The sequence below is a fragment of the Streptomyces lycii genome (assembly GCF_009735685.1).
Lineage (GTDB): Bacteria > Actinomycetota > Actinomycetes > Streptomycetales > Streptomycetaceae > Streptomyces > Streptomyces lycii.
Window position 1 is genome coordinate 1 of sequence record NZ_WHPN01000258.1, and the last position, 18,762, is coordinate 18,762.

The window sequence follows — 18,762 nt, forward strand, 5'->3', positions numbered from 1 at the left end:
CGCGGTGTGTGGCCGCGGATACGGCGAAGGGCCTCGCTTCGGGGGGAGCGAGGCCCTTCGCGCGTTCCCGGCCGGAACCGGCAGGGGTACCGGGTCCGGGCCGGTGGTTGCCCCGGGCCCGCCGGCCCGGGGCGTGCCCCGGCCGGGCCGCTCAGCGCAGCCAGGGCAGATCGGCGCCGCTCTCCGGCTGGAGCCCCTCGGCGACGGTGCGGCAGATCTCGCCGAGCTGCTCGACCTGCTCGGGGGTGAGGCGGTCGAACAGCGCGGCCCGTACGGCGGCCACATGGCCCGGCGCGGCGTCCCGCAGCACCTCGGTGCCCGCGTCGGTCAGCACGGCGAACTGCCCGCGCTTGTCCGCCGGGCACTCCTCGCGGCGCACCCAGCCGTTCTTCTCCAGCCGGGCGACCGCGTGCGACAGCCGGGAGCGCGTGATCTTGGCGTCCCGGGCCAGCTCGGTCATCCGCATCCGGCTGTCCGGCGCCTGGGCGAGCTTGACCAGCAGGCCGTAGTAGACGTGCGGCATCCGGGCGTCGCGCTGGAGCTGGCGGTCCAGATGGTCGTCCAGCAGCGCGGTCGCGTGCAGGAAGGACTGCCAGGTGCACTGCTCCTGCTCGCTGAGCCAACGGGGCTCGCCGTCCGGTGTCTTCGTCATGGCTCCATGGTACGGGATTTCATTGAAACTTAAATGAAGGGCCGGTAGGCTGAGGGAGGAACTTGAAACATCAAGCATCTGCCCGGCTCGCGGGCCGGACCCCGACCGGGAGGAAAACCCCGTGACCACCACCGCACCCGGCGGCCGCATGCCCGCTCTCTACCTCAGCCACGGCGCCCCGCCGCTCGCCGACGACCCCGTCTGGCCCGGCGAGCTGGCCGCCTGGTCCGCCGGACTGCCCCGCCCGAGCGCGATCCTCGTCGTCTCCGCCCACTGGGAGGAGGCCCCGCTCGCGCTCGGGGCCACCCGGACGGTTCCGCTCGTGTACGACTTCTGGGGCTTCCCGGAGCGTTACTACGGCGTCCGGTACGCCGCCCCCGGCGCACCCGGACTCGCCGAGCGCGTGCGCGGGACCCTGCGCGCCGCCGACACCCCGGTGCGGGACTTTCCCGACCGCGGCCTCGACCACGGGGCGTACGTCCCGCTCGTCGAGATGTTCCCGGACGCCGACATCCCCGTACTCCAGATGTCCCTGCCGACGCTGGAGCCGCGGCGGCTGCTGGACGTCGGGCGCAAGCTGGCGCCGCTCCGCGACGAGGGCGTGCTCATCGTCGGCAGCGGCTTCTTCACGCACAACCTGGCGGCGCTCCGGGACGGGAGCGGGGTGCCGGCCTGGTCGGCGGAGTTCGACGACTGGGGGCGGCGGGCCCTGGCGGACCTGGACGTCGACGCGCTGCTGGACTTCCGGCACAAGTCCCCGGCCGGCCGGCTGGCCCATCCCCGTACGGAGCACTTCGCGCCGCTGTTCGTCACGCTGGGTGCGGCCGACGCCGCCGGTGACCTGGACGGCGGGCGCAGCGTGATCGACGGCTTCTGGATGGGGCTGGCGAAGCGGTCGGTGCAGTTCGGCTGAGGGCGGGCGGCCGCCCGCAAGCCGGTGGGCGTGGGCTGCCGGTGGGCGTGGGCTGCCGGTGGGCGTGGGCTGCCGGTGGGCGTGGGCTGCCGGTGGGCGTGGGCTGCCGGTGGGCGTGGGCTGCCGGTGGGCGTGGGCTGCCGGGCTCCGGCGTCCGGCGGTCGTCCGCGTTCCGCGGCCGAAGGGGGCGCGAAGGCGGAGGTGTGGGTGGACGAGGGGGAACGCGCGGGCGCGGGCCGAGGGGGTCGTCAGGCGGCGCCGCACCGCCGTTCGAACCAGGCGACGTCCCAGTACCGGCCGAACTTCCGGCCCGCCTCGTGGAAGGTGCCCACCGGGCCGAACCCGAAGCGCTCGTGCAGCCGGACCGAGGCGGCGTTGGGCAGCGCGATCCCCGCGTACGCCCGGCGCAGGTCCTCGCCCGCCAGTTCCTCGAACAGCCTGGTGTAGAGCAGGGAGCCGACGCCCCGGCCGAGCGCGTCCGGGGCGCAGTACACGGTCGTCTCGACCGAGGTGCCGTACGCGGGCTTCGGACGGAACGGGCTGCTGGTGGCGTAGCCGAGAATCCGCTCGCCCGGGCCCGGTTCCGTACCGGAGCCGGTGCCGCAGCGCGTCCCCCGGTCCGTGCCGGAACCGGCGCCCGGGTCCGTCCCCGGGCCCGGCCCGGGGATTTCCGTGGCAACCAAAAGGCGGTGCGGGCCGTCCTTGGGGTGGGAGTGCAACCACGGGCGTCGCTGTTCCGGGGTGAGCGGCACCGTGTCGAACGTGACGGGCGTCTCACGGATGTAGTGGTTGTAGAGGTCCGTCAGCGCCTCGAGGTCGTCCTCACGGCCCGGCCTGACCTGCACTTCCCCACCCTGCGGCATGGCTCGGCCCCTCCGTGTGGCTGCACAGGGTACTGCATGATCGGAAAAATTGGCGGGCGGCATGGGAATTCTGTCCGGATTCCAGTCGTTGTTTCCATCGGAGCGGGCACCCAGGTGGGTGTACGTCCGCCAAGGAACCGCGACCTACTCAACGTAAGGGAGCACGCATGGCAACCCGTGCCGTCGCCCGTCGTCAGTCCGCCGACACCGGTGGGACGGACAGGGCCAACAGTGTTCGCGCCGTAGGCGGGGAGATCGCCGACCGCGACCTGGTCGGCATGTATCTGGACGAGATCGCGCGCACTCCCCTGCTCGACGCCGCCAAGGAGGTCGAGCTGTCGCAGACCGTCGAGGCGGGTGTCTACGCCCGGCAGATCCTCGACGGCTTGGTCGGCGGTCCGGACGACGACCCGGCCGCGCCCGAGGTCAACGCCGCGGGCGCCCGACGCGAGGAGCTGGAGGCCCTCGCGGAGGCCGGCGAGCGGGCCAAGGACGTCTTCATCCGCTCCAACCTCCGGCTCGTCGTCGCCGTGGCGCGTCGTTACCCGCGCAGCGGGCTGCCGCTGCTCGACCTGATCCAGGAGGGCAACGCCGGTCTGGTGCGCGCGGTGGAGAAGTTCGACTACCGCAAGGGTTTCAAGTTCTCCACGTACGCCACCTGGTGGATCCGCCAGGCGATCACCCGGTCCATCGCCGACCAGTCCCGCACCATCCGGCTTCCCGTACACCTCGTCGAGGAACTGGGCCGGATCCGGCGCGTGCAGCGCGAGTTCAACCGCGAGCACGGCCGCGAACCGGAGCACGCGGAGATCGCCGCGGAGCTGGGCAGCAAGCCCGAGCGCGTCTCCGACGTGCTGGACTGGGCGCGCGACCCGGTCAGCCTCAACATGTCGGTCGACGACGAGGGCGAGACCCAGTTCGGCGACCTGCTGGAGGACACATCCGCCGCTTCGCCCGAGCAGTCCGTGATGGTCATGCTGCGCCGCGAGGAGTTGGACGGCCTGATCGGCAAGCTCGACGACCGCACCGCGTCGATCATCAAGATGCGGTACGGCATCGAGGACGGCAAGGAGCGCACCCTCACCGAGGTCGGCAAGCAGCACGGGCTGACCCGGGAGCGGATCCGGCAGATCGAGAAGCACGCGCTGCTGGAGCTGAAGAAGCTGGCCCGCGACACCGGCTTCGACGCGGCGGCGTGACGCACCGGTCCCGGCCCGCCGAGCGCGGTCACCGGGACCCCCGGACGAGCCCCGGCGCCTTCCCCCCGGCGTCGGGGCTCTCTCGTGTCCGTGCCGGCTGCGCTCCGGGCGCCGGGTGTCGGGTCTCGGGCGCCGGTCTCGGGCGCACCGGGTGTCGGGCGCCGGGCCGCGGCTCCGCGCGCACGGTCCGCGGTCGTGCCGGGTCCGCGGTCGTGCCGGGTCGGCGGTCGTGCCGGGCTGCTGTGCTGCCGGGTCCGCGGCCCGGTCCGCGGCTCGGCCCGGTCCATGGCTGGGCCCGGTGACGGCTCGGCTCGCTCGGTCCCGGCTTCGCCTCCGGTCCCGGCTTCGCCTCCGGTCCCGGCTTCGCCTCCGGTCACGGCCGGCGTCCCTGCGCCTGCGCGCCTTTGCCCGCCCCGTGCCTCCGCACGCCCGCGGCTCCCCGCACGCCCTTGGCCCCTGCACGGCCCTGCCCCGCCTGACTCTGTGCCCGTTCATGCCCGAACGTGTTTACTTTCCTGATCCATGGCCGTAATCTCGCAGAGAAGTCACACGACCGGGCACAGAACGGACCCAATCCCACATGTACGCACCGGAGCGCCAGCAGGAGATCCTCCGTCTCGCCCGCGAGGGCGGCCGGGTCGACGTGCTCTCCCTCGCCGAGGAGTTCCAGGTCACCGCGGAGACCGTGCGGCGCGACCTGAAGGCGCTCGACCGGGCCGGGCTGCTCCGCCGGGTGCACGGCGGTGCCATCCCGGCGGGTCGCCTCGACTTCGAGCCGGACCTCGCCGAGCGCGACACCGTCGCCGCCGACGAGAAGGACCGCATCGCGCGCGCGGCGGTCGCCGAGGTGCCGGCCGAGGGCAGCGTCATCCTCGACGCGGGCACCACCGCCGCCCGGCTCGCCGCCGCCATTCCGGTCGAGGCGGCGCTCACCGTCGTCACCCACGCGCTGCCCGTCGCGGCCCGGCTCGCCGACCACCCCGGCATCGCCCTGCACCTCGTCGGCGGGCGGGTCCGCCACCGCACCCGCGCGGCCGTCGACGCCTGGGCGCTGCGCGCGTACGGCGAGATCAAGGCCGACGTCCTCTTCCTCGCCACCAACGGCTTCTCCGCCGACGGCGGGCTCACCACCCCCGACCTGGCCGAGGCCGCCGTCAAACGGGCCGCGATCGGCGCCGCCCGCCGGGTCGTGCTGCTCGCCGACTCCGCCAAGCACGGGCAGCAGCACTTCGCCCGCTTCGGCGACCTGTCCGACGTCGACCTGCTCGTCACCGACACCGGGCTCACGGCCGAGGAAGCCCTCGCCATCGAACACGGGGGCACGGAAGTGGTGCGCGCATGATCCTCACCGTCACCCCCAACCCCAGCCTCGACCGTACGTACGAGGTCCCCGCACTCGCCCGGGGCGAGGTGCTGCGCGCCACCGCCGACCGGATGGACCCCGGCGGCAAGGGCGTCAACGTCTCCCGGGCGGTCGCCGCCGCCGGGCACCGCACCGTCGCGGTGATGCCCCTCGGCGGGCCCGCGGGAGCGGTGGTCACGGCCCTGCTCGGCGAGGAGGGCATCCCGGTCGCCGGGGTGCCCGTCCTCGGCCACACCCGCTCCAACATCTCCGTCGCCGAGCCCGACGGCACCCTGACGAAGATCAACGCGGCCGGGCCGGAACTCTCCGCCTCCGAGTCCGAGGCGCTCCTGGAAACCGTCCGGGTGCACGCCGCCGACGCCTCCTGGATCGCCTGTTGCGGCAGCCTGCCGCGCGGCCTGCCGCCCGAGTGGTACGCCGAACTGGTCGCCCGCGCCCACCGCGCCGGGACCCGCGTCGCCCTCGACACCTCCGGCCCCGCGCTGACGGCCGCGCTCGCCGCCCGGCCCGACGTCGTCAAGCCGAACGCCGGGGAACTGGCCGAGGCCACCGGCCGGCCGCTGATGACCGTCGGCGACGCGGTCGCGGCGGCGCGCGAGCTGTGCGACCGCGGCGCCCGTGCCGTCCTCGCCAGCCTCGGGGCCGACGGCCAACTGCTGGTCGGCGCCTCCGGAGTGCTGCACGGCAGCGCCCGCACCGAGGTCGTCCGCAGCAACGTCGGCGCGGGCGACGCCTCCCTGGCCGGCTTCCTCGGTTCCGGCGGGGAGGGGCCCGGTGCGCTGGCCGCGGCCCTGGCACACGGAGCCGCCGCCGTCCGGCTGCCCGGCAGCGTCATGCCGTCCCCCGGCGACCTCGACCCCGCCGCGGTCACCACGACCACCGGCATCCCGTACGACCGCCCGCTGACCGAGCCGGTCCCTTCCCCCAGCCGCCCCCGCCCGGGCGGTGCCTCAGCAACGGAGCCGCGAGATGAGTGAGCTGATCACCGCGGACCTGGTCGATCTCGACCTGGCCGCGCAGACCAAGGAAGCCGCCGCCAGGTCGCTCGCCGAGCGCATGGCAGCCGCGGGCCGCGTCACCGACGTCGACGGCTTCCTCGCGGACGTGGCCGCCCGCGAGGCGCAGATGCCGACCGGTCTCGACGGCGGAATCGGCATCCCGCACTGCCGCAGCGCTCACGTCACCGAGCCGACGCTCGCCTTCGGGCGGAGCGCGGACGGCATCGACTTCGGCGCAGCCGACGGCGGCCCTGCCGACCTGGTGTTCCTCATAGCCGCCCCGGCGGGCGGGGACGCCGACCATCTGTCCATCCTGTCCGGCCTGGCCCGGCGGCTGATGGACGCCGACTTCACCACGGCGCTCCGCACCGCCACCGGGGCGGCGGCGGCCGCGGCCCTGATCCGCGGCGACGAGCCGTCGTCCGCGGCCGCCTCGGCGGACGGGACCTCGGCGGACGGGATTCCGGAGGACCGGGCTTCGGGGGAGGACCGGGTGTCGGCGCACAGGACGTCGGCGCACAGGACGTCGGCGGACGGGACTTCGGCGGGCCGGGCGGCGGCGGACGGGACCTCGGAGGGCCGGGCGCCGGCGGACGGGGTCTCCGCGGGCGGGCCGCGCCCGGCGGGGCAGCCGGCCGCGGCGGGGGAGCCCGTCGCGTCGAACGAGTCGGACCCGGTGAGCGGGCAGGCCGCGGCAGCGGGCCGTGAGCCCGCGCCGGACGGTGAACCGGCCGCGGACGCACAGCCGTTCCGCATCGTGGCCGTCACCTCCTGCCCGACCGGTATCGCGCACACCTACATGGCCGCCGAGGCGTTGGAGCGCGCCGGGCGGGAGGCCGGGGCCGAAGTCGTGGTCGAGACGCAGGGGTCCGCCGGCTTCACCAGGCTGGACCCGGCCGTGATCGCCGCCGCCGACGGCGTGATCTTCGCCCACGACGTGGAGGTCCGGGAGAAGTCCCGGTTCGCCGGGAAGCCCACCGTCGACGTCGGGGTGAAGGCCGCCGTCAACCGTTCCGCCGAACTGGTCGCCGAGGTCCGCGCCAAGGCCGAACGGGGCGAGGCCACAGCAGCCCCCGCCGACGCCGGAGAAGCGACCGACGACTCCGGTGCCGGTGCCGGTTCGGGTGCCGGTTCCGGTTCCGGTTCGGGGGAGGGGTACGGCTCGCGGCTCCGCCGCTATCTGATGAGCGGCGTGAGCTACATGGTGCCGTTCGTCGCGGCGGGCGGACTCCTCATCGCGCTCTCCTTCGCACTCGGCGGCTACGAGATCGCCGACGCCAAGTCCGTGGCCGAACACTTCGTATGGACCGAGACGGAGAGCTGGGCCGCGCTGCTCAACCAGATCGGCGGCGCCGCGTTCGGCTTCCTGGTGCCGGTGCTCGCCGGCTACATCGCCTACGGCATGGTGGACCGGCCCGGGCTCGTCCCCGGCTTCGTCGGCGGCGCCGTCGCCGTCACCATCGAGGCGGGCTTCCTCGGCGGTCTGGTCGCGGGGCTCGTCGCCGGCGGGGTGGTCACCGCGATCCAGCGGGTCTCGATCCCGCCGTCGCTGCGCGGCATCATGCCGGTGCTGGTCATCCCGCTGATCGGCTCGGCGGTCGTCGGCTTTCTGATGTTCGTGGTGATCGGCGAGCCGATCGCGGCCCTCCAGCGGGCCCTGACCGACTGGCTGGGCAGCCTCTCCGGATTCAACGCGGTGATCCTCGGCATCGTGCTCGGCCTGATGATGTGCTTCGACCTCGGCGGCCCGCTCAACAAGGTCGCCTACGCCTTCGCCGTCGGCGGCCTCGCGGACCCCAACAGCGGCAGCCTCAAGGTGATGGCCGCGGTCATGGCGGCCGGCATGGTGCCTCCGCTGGCGATGGCGGTCGCCACCACCCTGCGCGGCAAGCTCTTCACCCCGGCGGAACGGGAGAACGGCAAGGCGGCGTGGGTGCTGGGAGCCTCCTTCATCACCGAGGGAGCGATCCCCTTCGCGGCGGCCGACCCGCTGCGTGTCATTCCGTCCGCGATGGCGGGCGGTGCCGTCACCGGGGCCCTGTCGATGGCTTTCGGCTCGACGCTGAGGGCCCCGCACGGAGGCGCGTTCGTGGTGCCCCTGATCGGCGGACCGCTGCTCTACCTTGTCGCGGTGGCGGCGGGCACGGCGGTCACCGCCGCGCTGGTGCTCCTGCTCAAGCAGATGCGAACGGTCGCACCCGCCGACGGCCGTACCCTGAAGGGGTGAGTACCTCCGCTTCACGGCCCGGATCTGCCGGGCCGGCACCGTCCCGGCCCGGGCCCGATCCCGATCCCGAGCCCGAGCCCGCGCCTTCCGGCTCCGAGCCCGCGCCTTCGGGTTCCGAGCCTGCGCCTTCCGGCTCCTCCGAGGCCGCCGGTCCGGCGAACTCCGGGCCGGCGGGCTCGGACCGGGAGTCCTCGGGCCCGGCCCGTTCCGGTCCCGCACGTCCCGAACTCGCGCCTTCCGGTCCGGCGGTTCCCGGTTCCGCGTCTTCCGGTCCGGCGGTTCCCGGTTCCGCGCCTTCCGGTCCGGCGGTTCCCGGTTCCGCGTCTTCCGGTCCGGCGCCTTCCGGGCCTGCGCCTTCCGGGCCCGCACCTTCCGGGCCCGCCCGGCGGGATTCCCTTCCGCTAGATTCCGCCGCCGCGCTCGTCTTCGACGATCCGCTGTCGCGGCCCTCCGCCGACGACACCGACGCGGGCTGGGGAGACCGTCCCGCGTCCGGTGGCGGCGCCGCCGATCTCGCCCGTTTCCTCGACGAGAAGCCCCCGCACCACATCTGAGGTCCGGGATCTGAGGCCGAGCCCGTTCGACGGCGCCCGCGGCCGCTGGGTCACTCCCGCGGTGGGACGGCCTCCGTGCCGGAACCGCCGCGCTGGGCGATCAGCTCGTCCCGGATCTCCCGCAGCAGCACGATCTCCGCGGCCTCCGCCTCGGCATGCTCCTCCTCGGCCTTCTTCATCCGGGCGGCCCGGCGCGCGAGGTACTTCGCCATCGGCAGGACCATCAGGAAATAGACGACGGCTGCGGTGATCAGGAAGCTGAGGGTCGCGCTCAGCACCGTGCCCCACATGATCGGGACACCGCTGACGACCTCGCCCAGCTCGTTGGTCTCACAGGGGCCCTCCAGGCAGGACTGGTACTTGTCCAGGTCCTTGGTGCCGAAGGCGCCGACGATCGGGTTGATGAGGCCCTTCACGACCGAGTTCACGACATTGGTGAACGCCGCGCCGATGACGACGGCGACCGCCAGGTCGATGACGTTCCCGCGCATCAGGAAGGCCTTGAAGCCCTCCCACACGCTTTCCTTCTCCTCGCTCACGCAGAGCCTCTTTCTCGGCAGACGATGATCGGAATTACTTATTCCGGTGAGTTGTCGGTCGGCAATGTACGCGGAGTCGGGAGTGTGCTGTCCAGTCCGCTCCTCACGTACCGGTGAACTTCTCGTAAGCAGCTGACATCAGGACCGCCGCCGACATGGTCGAGGCCACCGCGGCCGCCCCGCGCCGTCGCACGGCACGGCGCCACCACCACAGCCGCCCGGCACCGGGCCGCAGCGGACCGAACTCCGGCACCCCGCACAGCGGAGGAACCGGCAGCGGAGGAACCGGCAGCGGGGGCACGGACGACTCGGGGGCGGGCAGCGGGGGCACGGACCACTCGGGATCGGGCAGCGGGGGCACGGGCGGCCCGGGATCTGGATCCGGAGGTACGGACGACCCCGGGGCGGGCAGCGGAGGTGCGGACGGCCCGGGATCGGGCCACCGCTGATCGGGTGGCCGGGACTGGGGCGCCTCGGGGTCGGGCCACCGGGGAACGGGCGGTGGAGGCCCGGTCGCGCCGGCCACCGCGGGCTCTCCGACGGCCCACGACGGCCGCGCCTCCGCGTGCCGGGCATCGGAAGCCGGCCATGGCTCCCCGGGCTCCCAGGGGCGCACGGGCGTACCGGGCTCCCCGGGCCTCCAGGTGCGCACGGGTGGACCGGGCTCCCCGGGCTCCCCGGGCTCCCAGGGTTCGGCCTCCCCGGTGCGCGCGGGCGGACCGGGCTCGGGAGGGACGCCGTAACGGGGGAGCGCGTCAGGGGCGGGCCGGCGACGTGTGCGGAGCGGAGCGGACATGGGGCATCACCTGCTGCGAAGGAGTGGGCCGGAGTCGTTCGCCCGTCACGATGCCCGCTCTGCGCCCGCCCCGCTGAGGGCTGTGGACTACCCACCGGTTGTGGAAAACCCGGCCACCCGCACGGGCGAACTCACCCCGGCCGAAGGCCGCCGACCAGCCGGCCCGCTGCCTCTCCGACCCGCCGCCCCTCAGTCCCTCCGCACCGGCACCGGCACCGCGAGGACCCACCCCGCCGTGCCCTCCGAGCAGTCGGGGAGCCCGGCGTCGGCAACCGTGGCCCGCTCCGCGCCGGCAACTGCGGCCCCGCGCCGTGCGCTTCCGGCATCCGCTGGTCAGGGCCGGCGGCACCGAGGTCTTCCGGCCGTACAAGCGCGACCCGCGGACCCTCGCCCGGCCGTGGCCGCGGCCCCCGCCCGACTACGGCAGCGTGATCCCCGTGTCCAGCCCGTTCAGCGCCGTGGAGCACAGGCAGTTCCGTGCCCCCGTCTCCGGCAGTCCCGCGACCGCGTCGAACAGCACCGGTCGCAGCCGTCCGATATTGGCCGCGAACACCCGCAGCACCTCCTCGTGCGAGACGCCCTCGCCCGTCTCGGCCCCCGCGTCCAGGTCCGTGACCAGCGTCATCGAGGTGTAGCAGAGCCCGAGTTCGCGGGCCAGCACCGCCTCCGGGTGCCCGGTCATGCCGACCACCGACCAGCCCTGCCCCGCATGCCAGCGGGATTCGGCCCGGGTGGAGAAGCGCGGGCCCTCGATCACCACGAGCGTCCCGCCGTCCACCGGCTCCCAGTCGCGCCCCCGGGCCGCGGCGACCGCTGCCTTCCGGCCCACCGGGCAGTACGGATCGGCGAAGGTGAGGTGGACGACGTTCGGCACCGAGCCGTCGGGGAGCGCCTCGCCGTCGTAGAACGTCTGCGCACGGGCCTTCGTACGGTCCACGAGCTGGTCCGGAACGAGCAGCGTGCCCGGTCCGTACTCCTCCCGGAGCCCGCCCACGGCGCACGGGCCCAGCACCTGGCGCACGCCGAGGGAACGCAGCGCCCAGAGGTTCGCCCGGTAGTTGATCCGGTGCGGCGGCAGGTGGTGCTTGCGGCCGTGCCGGGGGAGGAAGGCGACGCTGCGGCCCGCGATCTCACCGAGGAAGAGGGAGTCGCTGGGCTCTCCGTAGGGAGTGTCGACCGTGATTTCGGTCACGTCGTCGAGGAAGGAGTAGAACCCCGATCCGCCGATGACACCGATCTCCGCCCGGGGGCCCGTCCCGCGTACGTGCTCGTCAGCGCGTTCGTGTTCGTGTTCGCGTTCGTCAAGGATCTCCGCCATGCGGTCACCCTATGGCGGGACGGACACGCCGAGGACCCCGCGGTCCCGCCGGCCGGCGGGTGCGGGGTCCCGGAGGTGGATCGGTGCGGGTCAGGCGGCGGAGCTGCCGGCGGCCGATCCGCTGCTCGACGACTTCGCCGAGGAGGACGAGGAGCCCGAGGAGGAGGACGAAGACGACGAGGAAGAGCTGCCCGAGGAGGAGCCGCTCGAGGAGGAGTCCGAGGAGGACGCGGCGGAGGACGATCCGCTGTCGCTCTTGGAGGCCGAGGACTTCGCCGTGCTGCTGCCGGACGACGCGCTGCGGCTGTCCGTCCGGTAGAAGCCGGAGCCCTTGAAGACGACGCCGACCGCGGAGAACACCTTGCGCAGGCGCCCCTCGCAGGCGGGACACTCCGTGAGCGCCTCGTCGGTGAACTTCTGCACCGCCTCGAGGCCCTCGCCGCACTCGGTGCACTGGTACTGATAGGTCGGCACTTGCTTCCTCCTGGCACTCTCACTCGTTGAGTGCTAACGACGATCCATAGTGCAGCATTCCACGGGATCAGTCCACTGTGACCGGCGTTCGGTGATGCAGACCACCCGTCACCGTGCGCCCCGCGTGCGCCGGTAGGAGGCGCCCGCGCAGGGTCACGGCGACCGCCAGGGCGAGCGCCGTGCCCGCCAGCGGCACCGTGAAGCCCGCGCTCGCCCCGAAGGTGTCGGCGAGCCGGCCGGAGGCGGTGACCGCCGTCGCCTGCCCCAGCGCGACCGCCCCGGTCAGCCAGGTGAACGCCTCCGTACGGGCGCTCGCCGGAACCAGCGACTCGACCAGCGTGTAACCGGTGATCATCGCCGGGGCGATGCACAGGCCCACCAGCAGGCCGAGCGCGGCCAGCGGCAGCGGAGCCCCCGGGGCCCACAGGAAGGACGTCGCCAGAGCCAGCACCGCGTACGCCGTCAGCAGCCGCCGCCGTGCCGAGCCGCGCCAGGCGATCGCGCCGCAGGCGAGTCCGGCCAGCATGTTCCCGGCGGCGAACGTGCCGTAGAGCAGGCCGTTGAGGCCCGGTTGGCCGATCTCCTCGGTGAACGCGGTCAGCGAGACCTGCATCCCGCCGAAGACCGAGCCGATGCCGAGGAACACCACCGCGAGCACGCGCACACCGGGCACGGACAGTGCCGAGACCGGCCGCTTCCGCCCCGCCGTGGGGCCTTCCGCGCCGCCCGCCGCGGAGGCGCCGCGTCCGCCCCGTGCCGTCCGGTGCGGGGGCGGCTGGGTGCGGCGCTGCGCCGCGAACAGCAGTCCGCCGGTCACGGTCAGCACGGCTTCGGCCACCAGTCCGCCCGCCGGGTGGACGGAGGTGCAGAGCGCGGTCGCGAGTACGGGGCCCACGACGAAGGTGAACTCGTCGGTGACCGACTCGAACGCGGCCGCGGTCGCCAGCAGGGGCGACCGCTTCCGGGAACGGCCGTCCGGGTCGCCCGTCCCGGCAGCGGCCGTCCCGGCGGAGGCGCCCCCGGCAGAGCCCGTGTCCGCGGACGCCGGCCGCGCGGACGACGGGTCCGCGGACGCCGGGTCCAGTGCCGTCGTCCACCTGGCCCGCACCATCGGCCCCACCTGGGGCACCGAGGCCCCGGCCGGGACCGCGGCCGCGAACAGCGCCCACAGGGGCGCGTCCGCCAGGGCGAGCGCCGTCAGCAGCGCGACGGACGCCCCGTGCACCAGGACGCCCGGTACGAGCACCGCGGCCTGCCCGAGCCGGTCCGCGAGCTTGCCGCTCTGCGGGGCGAACAGGGCCATGGAGACGCCGGTGACGGCAGCCACCGCGCCCGCCGTGCCGTACGAGCCGGTGGTGTGCTCGACCAGCAGCACGATCCCGATGGTGAGCATCGCGAACGGCTGCCGGGCGGCGAAGCCGGGGAGCAGGAACGACCAGGCGCCGGGCGTACGCAGCAGTTGTCCGTAGCCGGGGCGCCGGGGAGCGGCGGTGCCGGACGTCCGGGAGCCGGGCGGCTGCGTCCCGGACGCCCGTGTGCCGGATGCCGGGGTGCCGGGAGTCTGCGCGCCGGCGGTGTCGTCGGTGACCGTGGTCGCCACGGCCGTGCCTTTCTGCCGCCTGGTAGCGCACCGCGGGCCGGGAGACCGGAGCGGTGGGCCGAGAACTGTCCTCTTGCGCAGGACCGGGGTAGATACCGGGTCCGTCCGCACCTCCGCGGGAACCCGGAGGACCCGGAACATCCGGGAATCCAGGAGATCCAGGGCATCCGGGGAGTCCGGAGATCCGGGATCGCGGGAGGGTCGGGGACCGAGGCCGCCGGGCGGTCGCGCCAGCTCTGCGTCAGGCAGGGGGATGTGTCACTTGCCCCGCCATCGTACAGGGGGCGCGCGAGGCACCGTCCGGGCGCAGGCCCCGCGCCCCCGGGCACCCGGACGTACGGGGCGCGTCGGGGCCTCCGCCCGGTGACGGCGGCCGCACTGCCCGAGCCGGTGGCCCGGCCGGGACGGCGTACCGGCCGGGCCGACTTGTCCCCCGCCCAGCCGGTCACCGGCCCCTTCAGCCCCCGCCCAGCCGGTCACCGGCCCCTTCAGCCCGCGCCGGGCGCTCCCGCTCCCGCCCCGCTCCCGCCCCGCTCCCGCCCCGCTCCCGCTCCGGCCCGTCCCCGACCCTGCCGTGCCTGCCGTGCCTGCCGGTCCACCGTTCCAGCCGGTCCCAACCGGCTCAGCCCGCGCCGCGCCGACCCGTTCCGGTCCATTCCGTTCCCGGTCGTCCGGCCGGACCCGGAACTTCCCGCTCCGCCCGCATCACCCCGTACCGAGCCAGCCCGCCAGCTTGCCGCCCCGGGCCACTGCCCGCAGCCGCTTCTCGGTGGTGTCCCGGACCCGGTCCGTGGCGACGACCAGCAGTTCGTCGCCGTGCCGCAGCATGGTCGTCGGGCTCGGTACGAAGCTCTCGCCCTCCCGTACGACCAGGGTGACCGCGGCCCCGGCCGGCAGGCGCAGCTCGGAGACCTCCACCCCGTGCATCCGCGACTCCTCGGAGACCGTGGTCGACAGCAGATGGCCGCGCAGCCGCTCCAGCGGGGCCGACTCGATGCCGAGGTCGGCCGCGGCCTCGCCGTCGCCGAGCCGCAGCCACCGCCCGAGCCAGGGCAGCGTCGGGCCCTGGACCAGGGTGTAGACGATCACCAGCAGGAAGACGACGTTGAAGATCCGTTCGCTGCCCGGCACCTGCGCCACCATCGGGATGGTGGCCAGCACGATCGGTACCGCGCCGCGCAGACCGGCCCACGACATCAGCACCTTCTCCTGCCAGGGCCTGCCGAACGGCGCGGTGCTCAGCAGGACGGAGACCGGCCGGGCGACCAGCGTCAGCACCAGGCCGATGACCAGGGCCGGGAGGATGTCGTCGCCCAGTTCGTGCGGGGTGACCAGCAGCCCGAGCAGGACGAACATGCCGATCTGCGCGATCCAGCCCAGCCCGTCGGCGAAACCGCGGGTCGCCGGGGCGTGCGGCAGCCGGGCGTTGCCGAGGACCAGCGCGGCGAGGTAGACGGCGAGGAAGCCGCTGCCGTGGGCGAGCGCTCCGGTGGCGTAGGCGGCGACGGCGATGGCCATGACCGCGATCGGGTAGAGGCCGGAGGCCGGGAGGGCCACCCGGCGCAGCGCGAGGGCGCCGAGCCAGCCGACGGCCAGGCCGATGACCGCGCCGATCAGGAGTTCCAGCAGCACCTCGGCCAGCAGGACGTACCAGTGCTCGATGGGTCCGGACGTCGAGAAGGCGACCACCATGATCACCACGGGGGCGTCGTTGAACCCCGACTCCGCCTCCAGGGTGCCCGTCAGCCGTTGCGGCAGCGGCACCCGGCGGAGCACGGAGAAGACCGCGGCCGCGTCGGTCGAGGACACCACGGCGCCGACGATCAGGGCCTGCCGCCATTCCATGCCGACGAGATGGTGCGCGGCCGTCGCGGTGACCCCCACGCTCACCGCGACGCCGACCGTTGACAGCGCGGCGGCCATGGGCAGCGCCGGCTTGATCTCCTGCCACTTGGTGCCGAGGCCGCCCTCGGCGAGGATCACGACCAGGGCGGCGTAGCCGATCACCTGGGTCAGCTCCGCGTCGTTGAAGTCGATCCCGATGCCGTCGGAGCCGATCAGGACGCCCATGCCGAGATAGATCAGCAGGCTGGGCAGCCCGCTCCGGGACGAGATCCGGACCGCGGCGACCGCGATGAGCAGGACGAGTGAGCAGACAAGCAGCAGTTCATTCAAATGATGGACAGTCAGGGGCCGGACCCTTTCTTGAGATATCGACCGCTATGTCTCCCGGCCGAGCGGAAGTTCATTGCCTTACCTAACATTTTACGGGTTCTTGACGCCGGTGCGGGCGGGACGGGGAGAGATGACTCCGCGTAGGGGGCGCTCCGGGCCTGCGCCTACAGTTGCTCCAGCACTCCCAGGACCACCCTGCCCCGCGAAGGACAGCGATGCCCGCCAACAACACAGGCCCTTCCGGCAAGAAGAGGAGGGGCCGTGCGCGCCTCCTCGTGATCGCAGTCGTGCTGCTGCTCGTGGCGGGAGTCGGCTACGGCACGTTCTGGAGCGTCAGCACGGTGCGCGCCTCCTTCCCGGAGACCACCGGCTCGATCAAGCTCAAGGGCCTGTCCGGGCCGGTCCAGGTCAAGCGTGACGCCCACGGCATCCCGCAGATCTACGCCGACACCGACGAGGACCTCTTCCGCGCCCAGGGCTTCGTACAGGCCCAGGACCGCTTCTGGGAGATGGACGTCCGGCGCCACATGACCGCCGGCCGGCTGTCCGAGATGTTCGGCGAGAGCCAGATCGCGACGGACGCCTTCCTGCGCACGCTGGGCTGGCGCGAGGTCGCGCAGGAGGAGTACGACACCAAGCTGTCGGAGCGGACGAAGAAGTACCTCCAGGCGTACTCCGACGGCGTCAACGCCTATCTGGCGGACCACGAGGGCGCGGCGCTCTCCGTCGAGTACGCGGCGCTCGGCTTCAGCACGGACTACGAGCCGCAGGAGTGGACGCCGGTCGACTCGGTGGCCTGGCTCAAGGCCATGGCATGGGATCTGCGGGGCAACGTCCAGGACGAGATCGACCGTTCCCTGCTGTCGAGCCGGCTGTCGAAGGAGCAGATCGAGGATCTGTACCCGGAGTACCCGTACGACCGGAACAAGCCGGTCGTGCAGGACGGCGCCGTCGACGAGACCACGGAGGAGTACGACCCGAAGGCTTCGGACGCGGAAGCGGACGCGGGGACGGGGACGGGGGCGGGTGGTACGGGCAGCGGCACCGGTACGGGAACGGGCACCGGCGCGCAGGCCGGCGACGGCACCGGCACGGGGCTCGGCGGCGCGCAGGCCGGGGCGGGAGACGCCGCCGACGCCGCGCGGAGCGGCCTCAGCGCCCTCTCCGAGAGCATCCAGGAGATCCCGGCCCTGCTCGGCCCCAGCGGCAACGGCATCGGCTCCAACTCCTGGGTCGTCTCCGGCGAGCACACCGCCACCGGCAAGCCGCTGCTCGCCAACGACCCGCACCTCGCGCCGCAGATGCCCTCGCTCTGGTACCAGATGGGCCTGCACTGCCGGAAGGTCAGCGAGAAGTGCCGCTTCGACACCGCCGGCTTCACCTTCTCCGGGATGCCCGGTGTCGTCATAGGCCACAACCAGGACATCTCCTGGGGCATGACGAATCTCGGGGCGGACGTCACCGACCTCTATCTGGAGAAGATCAACAGCGAGGGCTACCTCTACGACGGTGAGCGGCGCCCGTTCAAGACGCGCAAGGAGACCATCAAGGTCGCCGGCGGTTCCGACCGCGAGATAACCGTCCGCTCCACCGGCAACGGCCCGATCGTCTCGGACCGCAACGAGGAGCTCGGCGACGTCGGCAAGACCGCGCCCGTCGGCAACGCCGCCCCCGACCGCGGCAACGGCTACGCCGTCTCGCTGCGCTGGACCGCGCTCACCCCCGGCCGCTCCATGGACGCGGTCTTCGCGCTGAACGAGGCCTCGGACTTCGACGAGTTCCGGGAGGCCGCCCGGCTGTTCGAGGTCCCGTCGCAGAACCTGATCTACGCCGACACCGAGGGCAACATCGGGTACCAGGCGCCCGGCCGGATCCCGGTCCGCGGCGCGGGCGACGGCCGCTACCCCGCCCCGGGATGGGATTCCCGCCACCGCTGGACCGGTTACGTACCGCAGTCCGCGCTGCCCTGGGAGCTGAACCCCGACCGCGGCTACATCGTCACCGCCAACCAGGCCGTGGTCGACCAGGAGAAGTACCCGTACCTGCTGACCGAGGACTGGGGTTACGGGGCCCGCAGCCAGCGGATCAACGACCTGATCCAGTCGAAGATCAAGGACGGCGGCAAGATCTCGACCAAGGACATGCAGACCATGCAGATGGACGACAGCAGCGAGATCGCCGAGCTGCTGACGCCGTATCTGCTGAAGATCGACATCTCGGACCCGTACGTCCGCGAGGCCCAGAAGCTGCTGGAGAGCTGGGACTACACCCAGGACTCCGACTCGGCCGCCGCCGCCTACTTCAACTCGGTGTGGCGCAACACCCTCAAGCTCGCCTTCGGCAACAAGCTGCCCAAGGAGCTGCGGGTGCGCGGCGAGTGCCTGCGGGTCCGCCCTGCCGACGAGTCCGGGCCGCTGGAGGACCTGGAGGGCAACACCCGGCTGGTGCGGGAGTGCGGCACCAGGGCGCCCGACCAGGCGCAGCCGGACGGTGGCGACCGCTGGTTCGAGGTGGTCCGCTCGATCCTGGGGGACGAGGACAGCCACTGGTGGAAGACCTCCGGCACCAGCCGCAACCCCGGTGACGCGAGCCGCGACGAGCTGCTGGCGCACGCCATGGACGACGCCCGCTGGGAGCTGACCGCCAAGCTCGGCAAGGACATCGACGGCTGGAGCTGGGGCCGGCTGCACCAGCTGACGCTGGACAACCAGACCCTGGGCAAGGACGGCCCGAGCGTGCTGCGGCAGGTCCTCAACCGGGGCCCGTGGAACCTCAGCGGCGGCGAGGCGGCGGTCAACGCGACCGGCTGGAACGCGGCCGGGGGCTACAAGGTCGTCTGGGTGCCGTCCATGCGGATGGTGGTCAACCTCGACGACCTCGACAAGTCCCGCTGGATCAACCTCACCGGGGCGTCGGGGCACGCGTACCACGCCCACTACAGCGACCAGACCGAGCGGTGGGCCAAGGGAGAACTCCTGCCGTGGGCCTTCACCGAGGAGGCCGTCGAGAGGCGCACGGAGGACACCCTGGCGCTCACTCCCTGAGCGGTCCCCAAGGGTCCGGAACGGAACGGACGGCCCCGGCGGCGGGC

General features: G+C 73.5%; 14 protein-coding genes. 6 read left to right on the forward strand and 8 right to left on the reverse strand.

Annotation, left to right across the window (positions count from 1 at the left end):
* Positions 1-151: 151 nt before the first annotated feature.
* Positions 152-652: a MarR family winged helix-turn-helix transcriptional regulator gene (locus GCU69_RS11620; RefSeq protein WP_098752378.1), complete on the reverse strand. Its 501-nt coding sequence runs from the start codon at positions 650-652 to the stop codon at positions 152-154.
* A gap of 148 nt (positions 653-800) precedes the next feature.
* On the opposite strand from GCU69_RS11620, the gene GCU69_RS11625 reads away from it, so the two are divergent.
* The gene (locus GCU69_RS11625) at positions 801-1,565 is read left to right on the forward strand and encodes a dioxygenase family protein (protein ID WP_156205948.1); all 765 of its coding nucleotides are present in this window, start codon (positions 801-803) and stop codon (positions 1,563-1,565) included.
* 248 nt (positions 1,566-1,813) lie between these two features.
* Here GCU69_RS11625 and GCU69_RS11630 read toward each other — a convergent pair whose 3' ends face one another.
* Positions 1,814-2,428 (reverse strand): GNAT family N-acetyltransferase, encoded by a 615-nt coding sequence (locus GCU69_RS11630; RefSeq protein ID WP_156205931.1) that lies wholly within the window; start codon positions 2,426-2,428, stop codon positions 1,814-1,816.
* A 167-nt stretch (positions 2,429-2,595) separates the two neighbouring features.
* Here GCU69_RS11630 and GCU69_RS11635 point away from each other — a divergent pair, with 167 nt between their 5' ends.
* The 4 genes from GCU69_RS11635 to GCU69_RS11650 all read left to right on the forward strand — a co-directional run bounded on the left by GCU69_RS11635 (position 2,596) and on the right by GCU69_RS11650 (position 8,215).
* Positions 2,596-3,627: a sigma-70 family RNA polymerase sigma factor gene (locus tag GCU69_RS11635; RefSeq protein ID WP_098752376.1), complete on the forward strand. Its 1,032-nt coding sequence runs from the start codon at positions 2,596-2,598 to the stop codon at positions 3,625-3,627.
* A 580-nt stretch (positions 3,628-4,207) separates the two neighbouring features.
* Positions 4,208-4,969: a DeoR/GlpR family DNA-binding transcription regulator gene (locus GCU69_RS11640; RefSeq protein WP_156205933.1), complete on the forward strand. Its 762-nt coding sequence runs from the start codon at positions 4,208-4,210 to the stop codon at positions 4,967-4,969.
* Positions 4,966-5,967, forward strand: coding sequence for a 1-phosphofructokinase (pfkB, locus tag GCU69_RS11645; protein WP_098752374.1), 1,002 nt, complete (start codon positions 4,966-4,968; stop codon positions 5,965-5,967). Before GCU69_RS11640 ends, pfkB begins: the two co-directional genes overlap by 4 nt.
* Positions 5,960-8,215, forward strand: coding sequence for a fructose-specific PTS transporter subunit EIIC (locus GCU69_RS11650; RefSeq protein ID WP_156205935.1), 2,256 nt, complete (start codon positions 5,960-5,962; stop codon positions 8,213-8,215). The genes pfkB and GCU69_RS11650 overlap by 8 nt, the downstream gene beginning before the upstream one ends.
* A gap of 604 nt (positions 8,216-8,819) precedes the next feature.
* Here the strand turns inward: GCU69_RS11650 and mscL are convergent.
* From mscL to GCU69_RS11685, 6 genes are all read right to left on the reverse strand, one after another.
* Positions 8,820-9,308, reverse strand: coding sequence for a large conductance mechanosensitive channel protein MscL (gene mscL / locus GCU69_RS11660; RefSeq protein ID WP_098752372.1), 489 nt, complete (start codon positions 9,306-9,308; stop codon positions 8,820-8,822).
* Positions 9,309-9,411: 103 nt separating this feature from the next.
* Positions 9,412-9,561, reverse strand: coding sequence for a hypothetical protein (locus tag GCU69_RS11665; protein ID WP_156205939.1), 150 nt, complete (start codon positions 9,559-9,561; stop codon positions 9,412-9,414).
* A gap of 961 nt (positions 9,562-10,522) precedes the next feature.
* Positions 10,523-11,422, reverse strand: coding sequence for an S-methyl-5'-thioadenosine phosphorylase (locus tag GCU69_RS11670; RefSeq protein ID WP_156205941.1), 900 nt, complete (start codon positions 11,420-11,422; stop codon positions 10,523-10,525).
* Positions 11,423-11,512: 90 nt separating this feature from the next.
* Positions 11,513-11,896 carry an FmdB family zinc ribbon protein gene (locus GCU69_RS11675; RefSeq protein ID WP_098752368.1) on the reverse strand — a complete coding sequence of 128 codons (384 nt, stop codon included), beginning with the start codon at positions 11,894-11,896 and terminating at the stop codon, positions 11,513-11,515.
* Between the two features lie 67 nt (positions 11,897-11,963).
* Complete coding sequence (locus GCU69_RS11680) at positions 11,964-13,355, reverse strand: MFS transporter (protein ID WP_156205950.1); 1,392 nt, start codon at positions 13,353-13,355, stop codon at positions 11,964-11,966.
* Between the two features lie 846 nt (positions 13,356-14,201).
* Positions 14,202-15,710 carry a potassium/proton antiporter gene (locus GCU69_RS11685; protein WP_098752363.1) on the reverse strand — a complete coding sequence of 503 codons (1,509 nt, stop codon included), beginning with the start codon at positions 15,708-15,710 and terminating at the stop codon, positions 14,202-14,204.
* Positions 15,711-15,886: 176 nt separating this feature from the next.
* Here GCU69_RS11685 and GCU69_RS11690 point away from each other — a divergent pair, with 176 nt between their 5' ends.
* Entirely contained in the window at positions 15,887-18,715 is a 2,829-nt protein-coding gene (locus tag GCU69_RS11690; protein WP_156205943.1) for a penicillin acylase family protein, read from the forward strand.
* The last annotated feature ends 47 nt before the right edge of the window (positions 18,716-18,762 follow it).

What these genes read in the sequence shown, in the direction of transcription:
- GCU69_RS11635 (WP_098752376.1), top strand. Translation starts at nt 2,596, where the DNA reads ATGGCAACCCGTGCCGTCGCCCGTCGTCAGTCCGCCGACACCGGTGGG.
- GCU69_RS11620 (WP_098752378.1), bottom strand. Translation starts at nt 652, where the DNA reads ATGACGAAGACACCGGACGGCGAGCCCCGTTGGCTCAGCGAGCAGGAG.
- GCU69_RS11630 (WP_156205931.1), bottom strand. Translation starts at nt 2,428, where the DNA reads ATGCCGCAGGGTGGGGAAGTGCAGGTCAGGCCGGGCCGTGAGGACGAC.
- GCU69_RS11640 (WP_156205933.1), top strand. Translation starts at nt 4,208, where the DNA reads ATGTACGCACCGGAGCGCCAGCAGGAGATCCTCCGTCTCGCCCGCGAG.
- GCU69_RS11625 (WP_156205948.1), top strand. Translation starts at nt 801, where the DNA reads ATGCCCGCTCTCTACCTCAGCCACGGCGCCCCGCCGCTCGCCGACGAC.
- GCU69_RS11670 (WP_156205941.1), bottom strand. Translation starts at nt 11,422, where the DNA reads ATGGCGGAGATCCTTGACGAACGCGAACACGAACACGAACGCGCTGAC.
- pfkB (WP_098752374.1), top strand. Translation starts at nt 4,966, where the DNA reads ATGATCCTCACCGTCACCCCCAACCCCAGCCTCGACCGTACGTACGAG.
- GCU69_RS11690 (WP_156205943.1), top strand. Translation starts at nt 15,887, where the DNA reads ATGCCCGCCAACAACACAGGCCCTTCCGGCAAGAAGAGGAGGGGCCGT.
- GCU69_RS11650 (WP_156205935.1), top strand. Translation starts at nt 5,960, where the DNA reads ATGAGTGAGCTGATCACCGCGGACCTGGTCGATCTCGACCTGGCCGCG.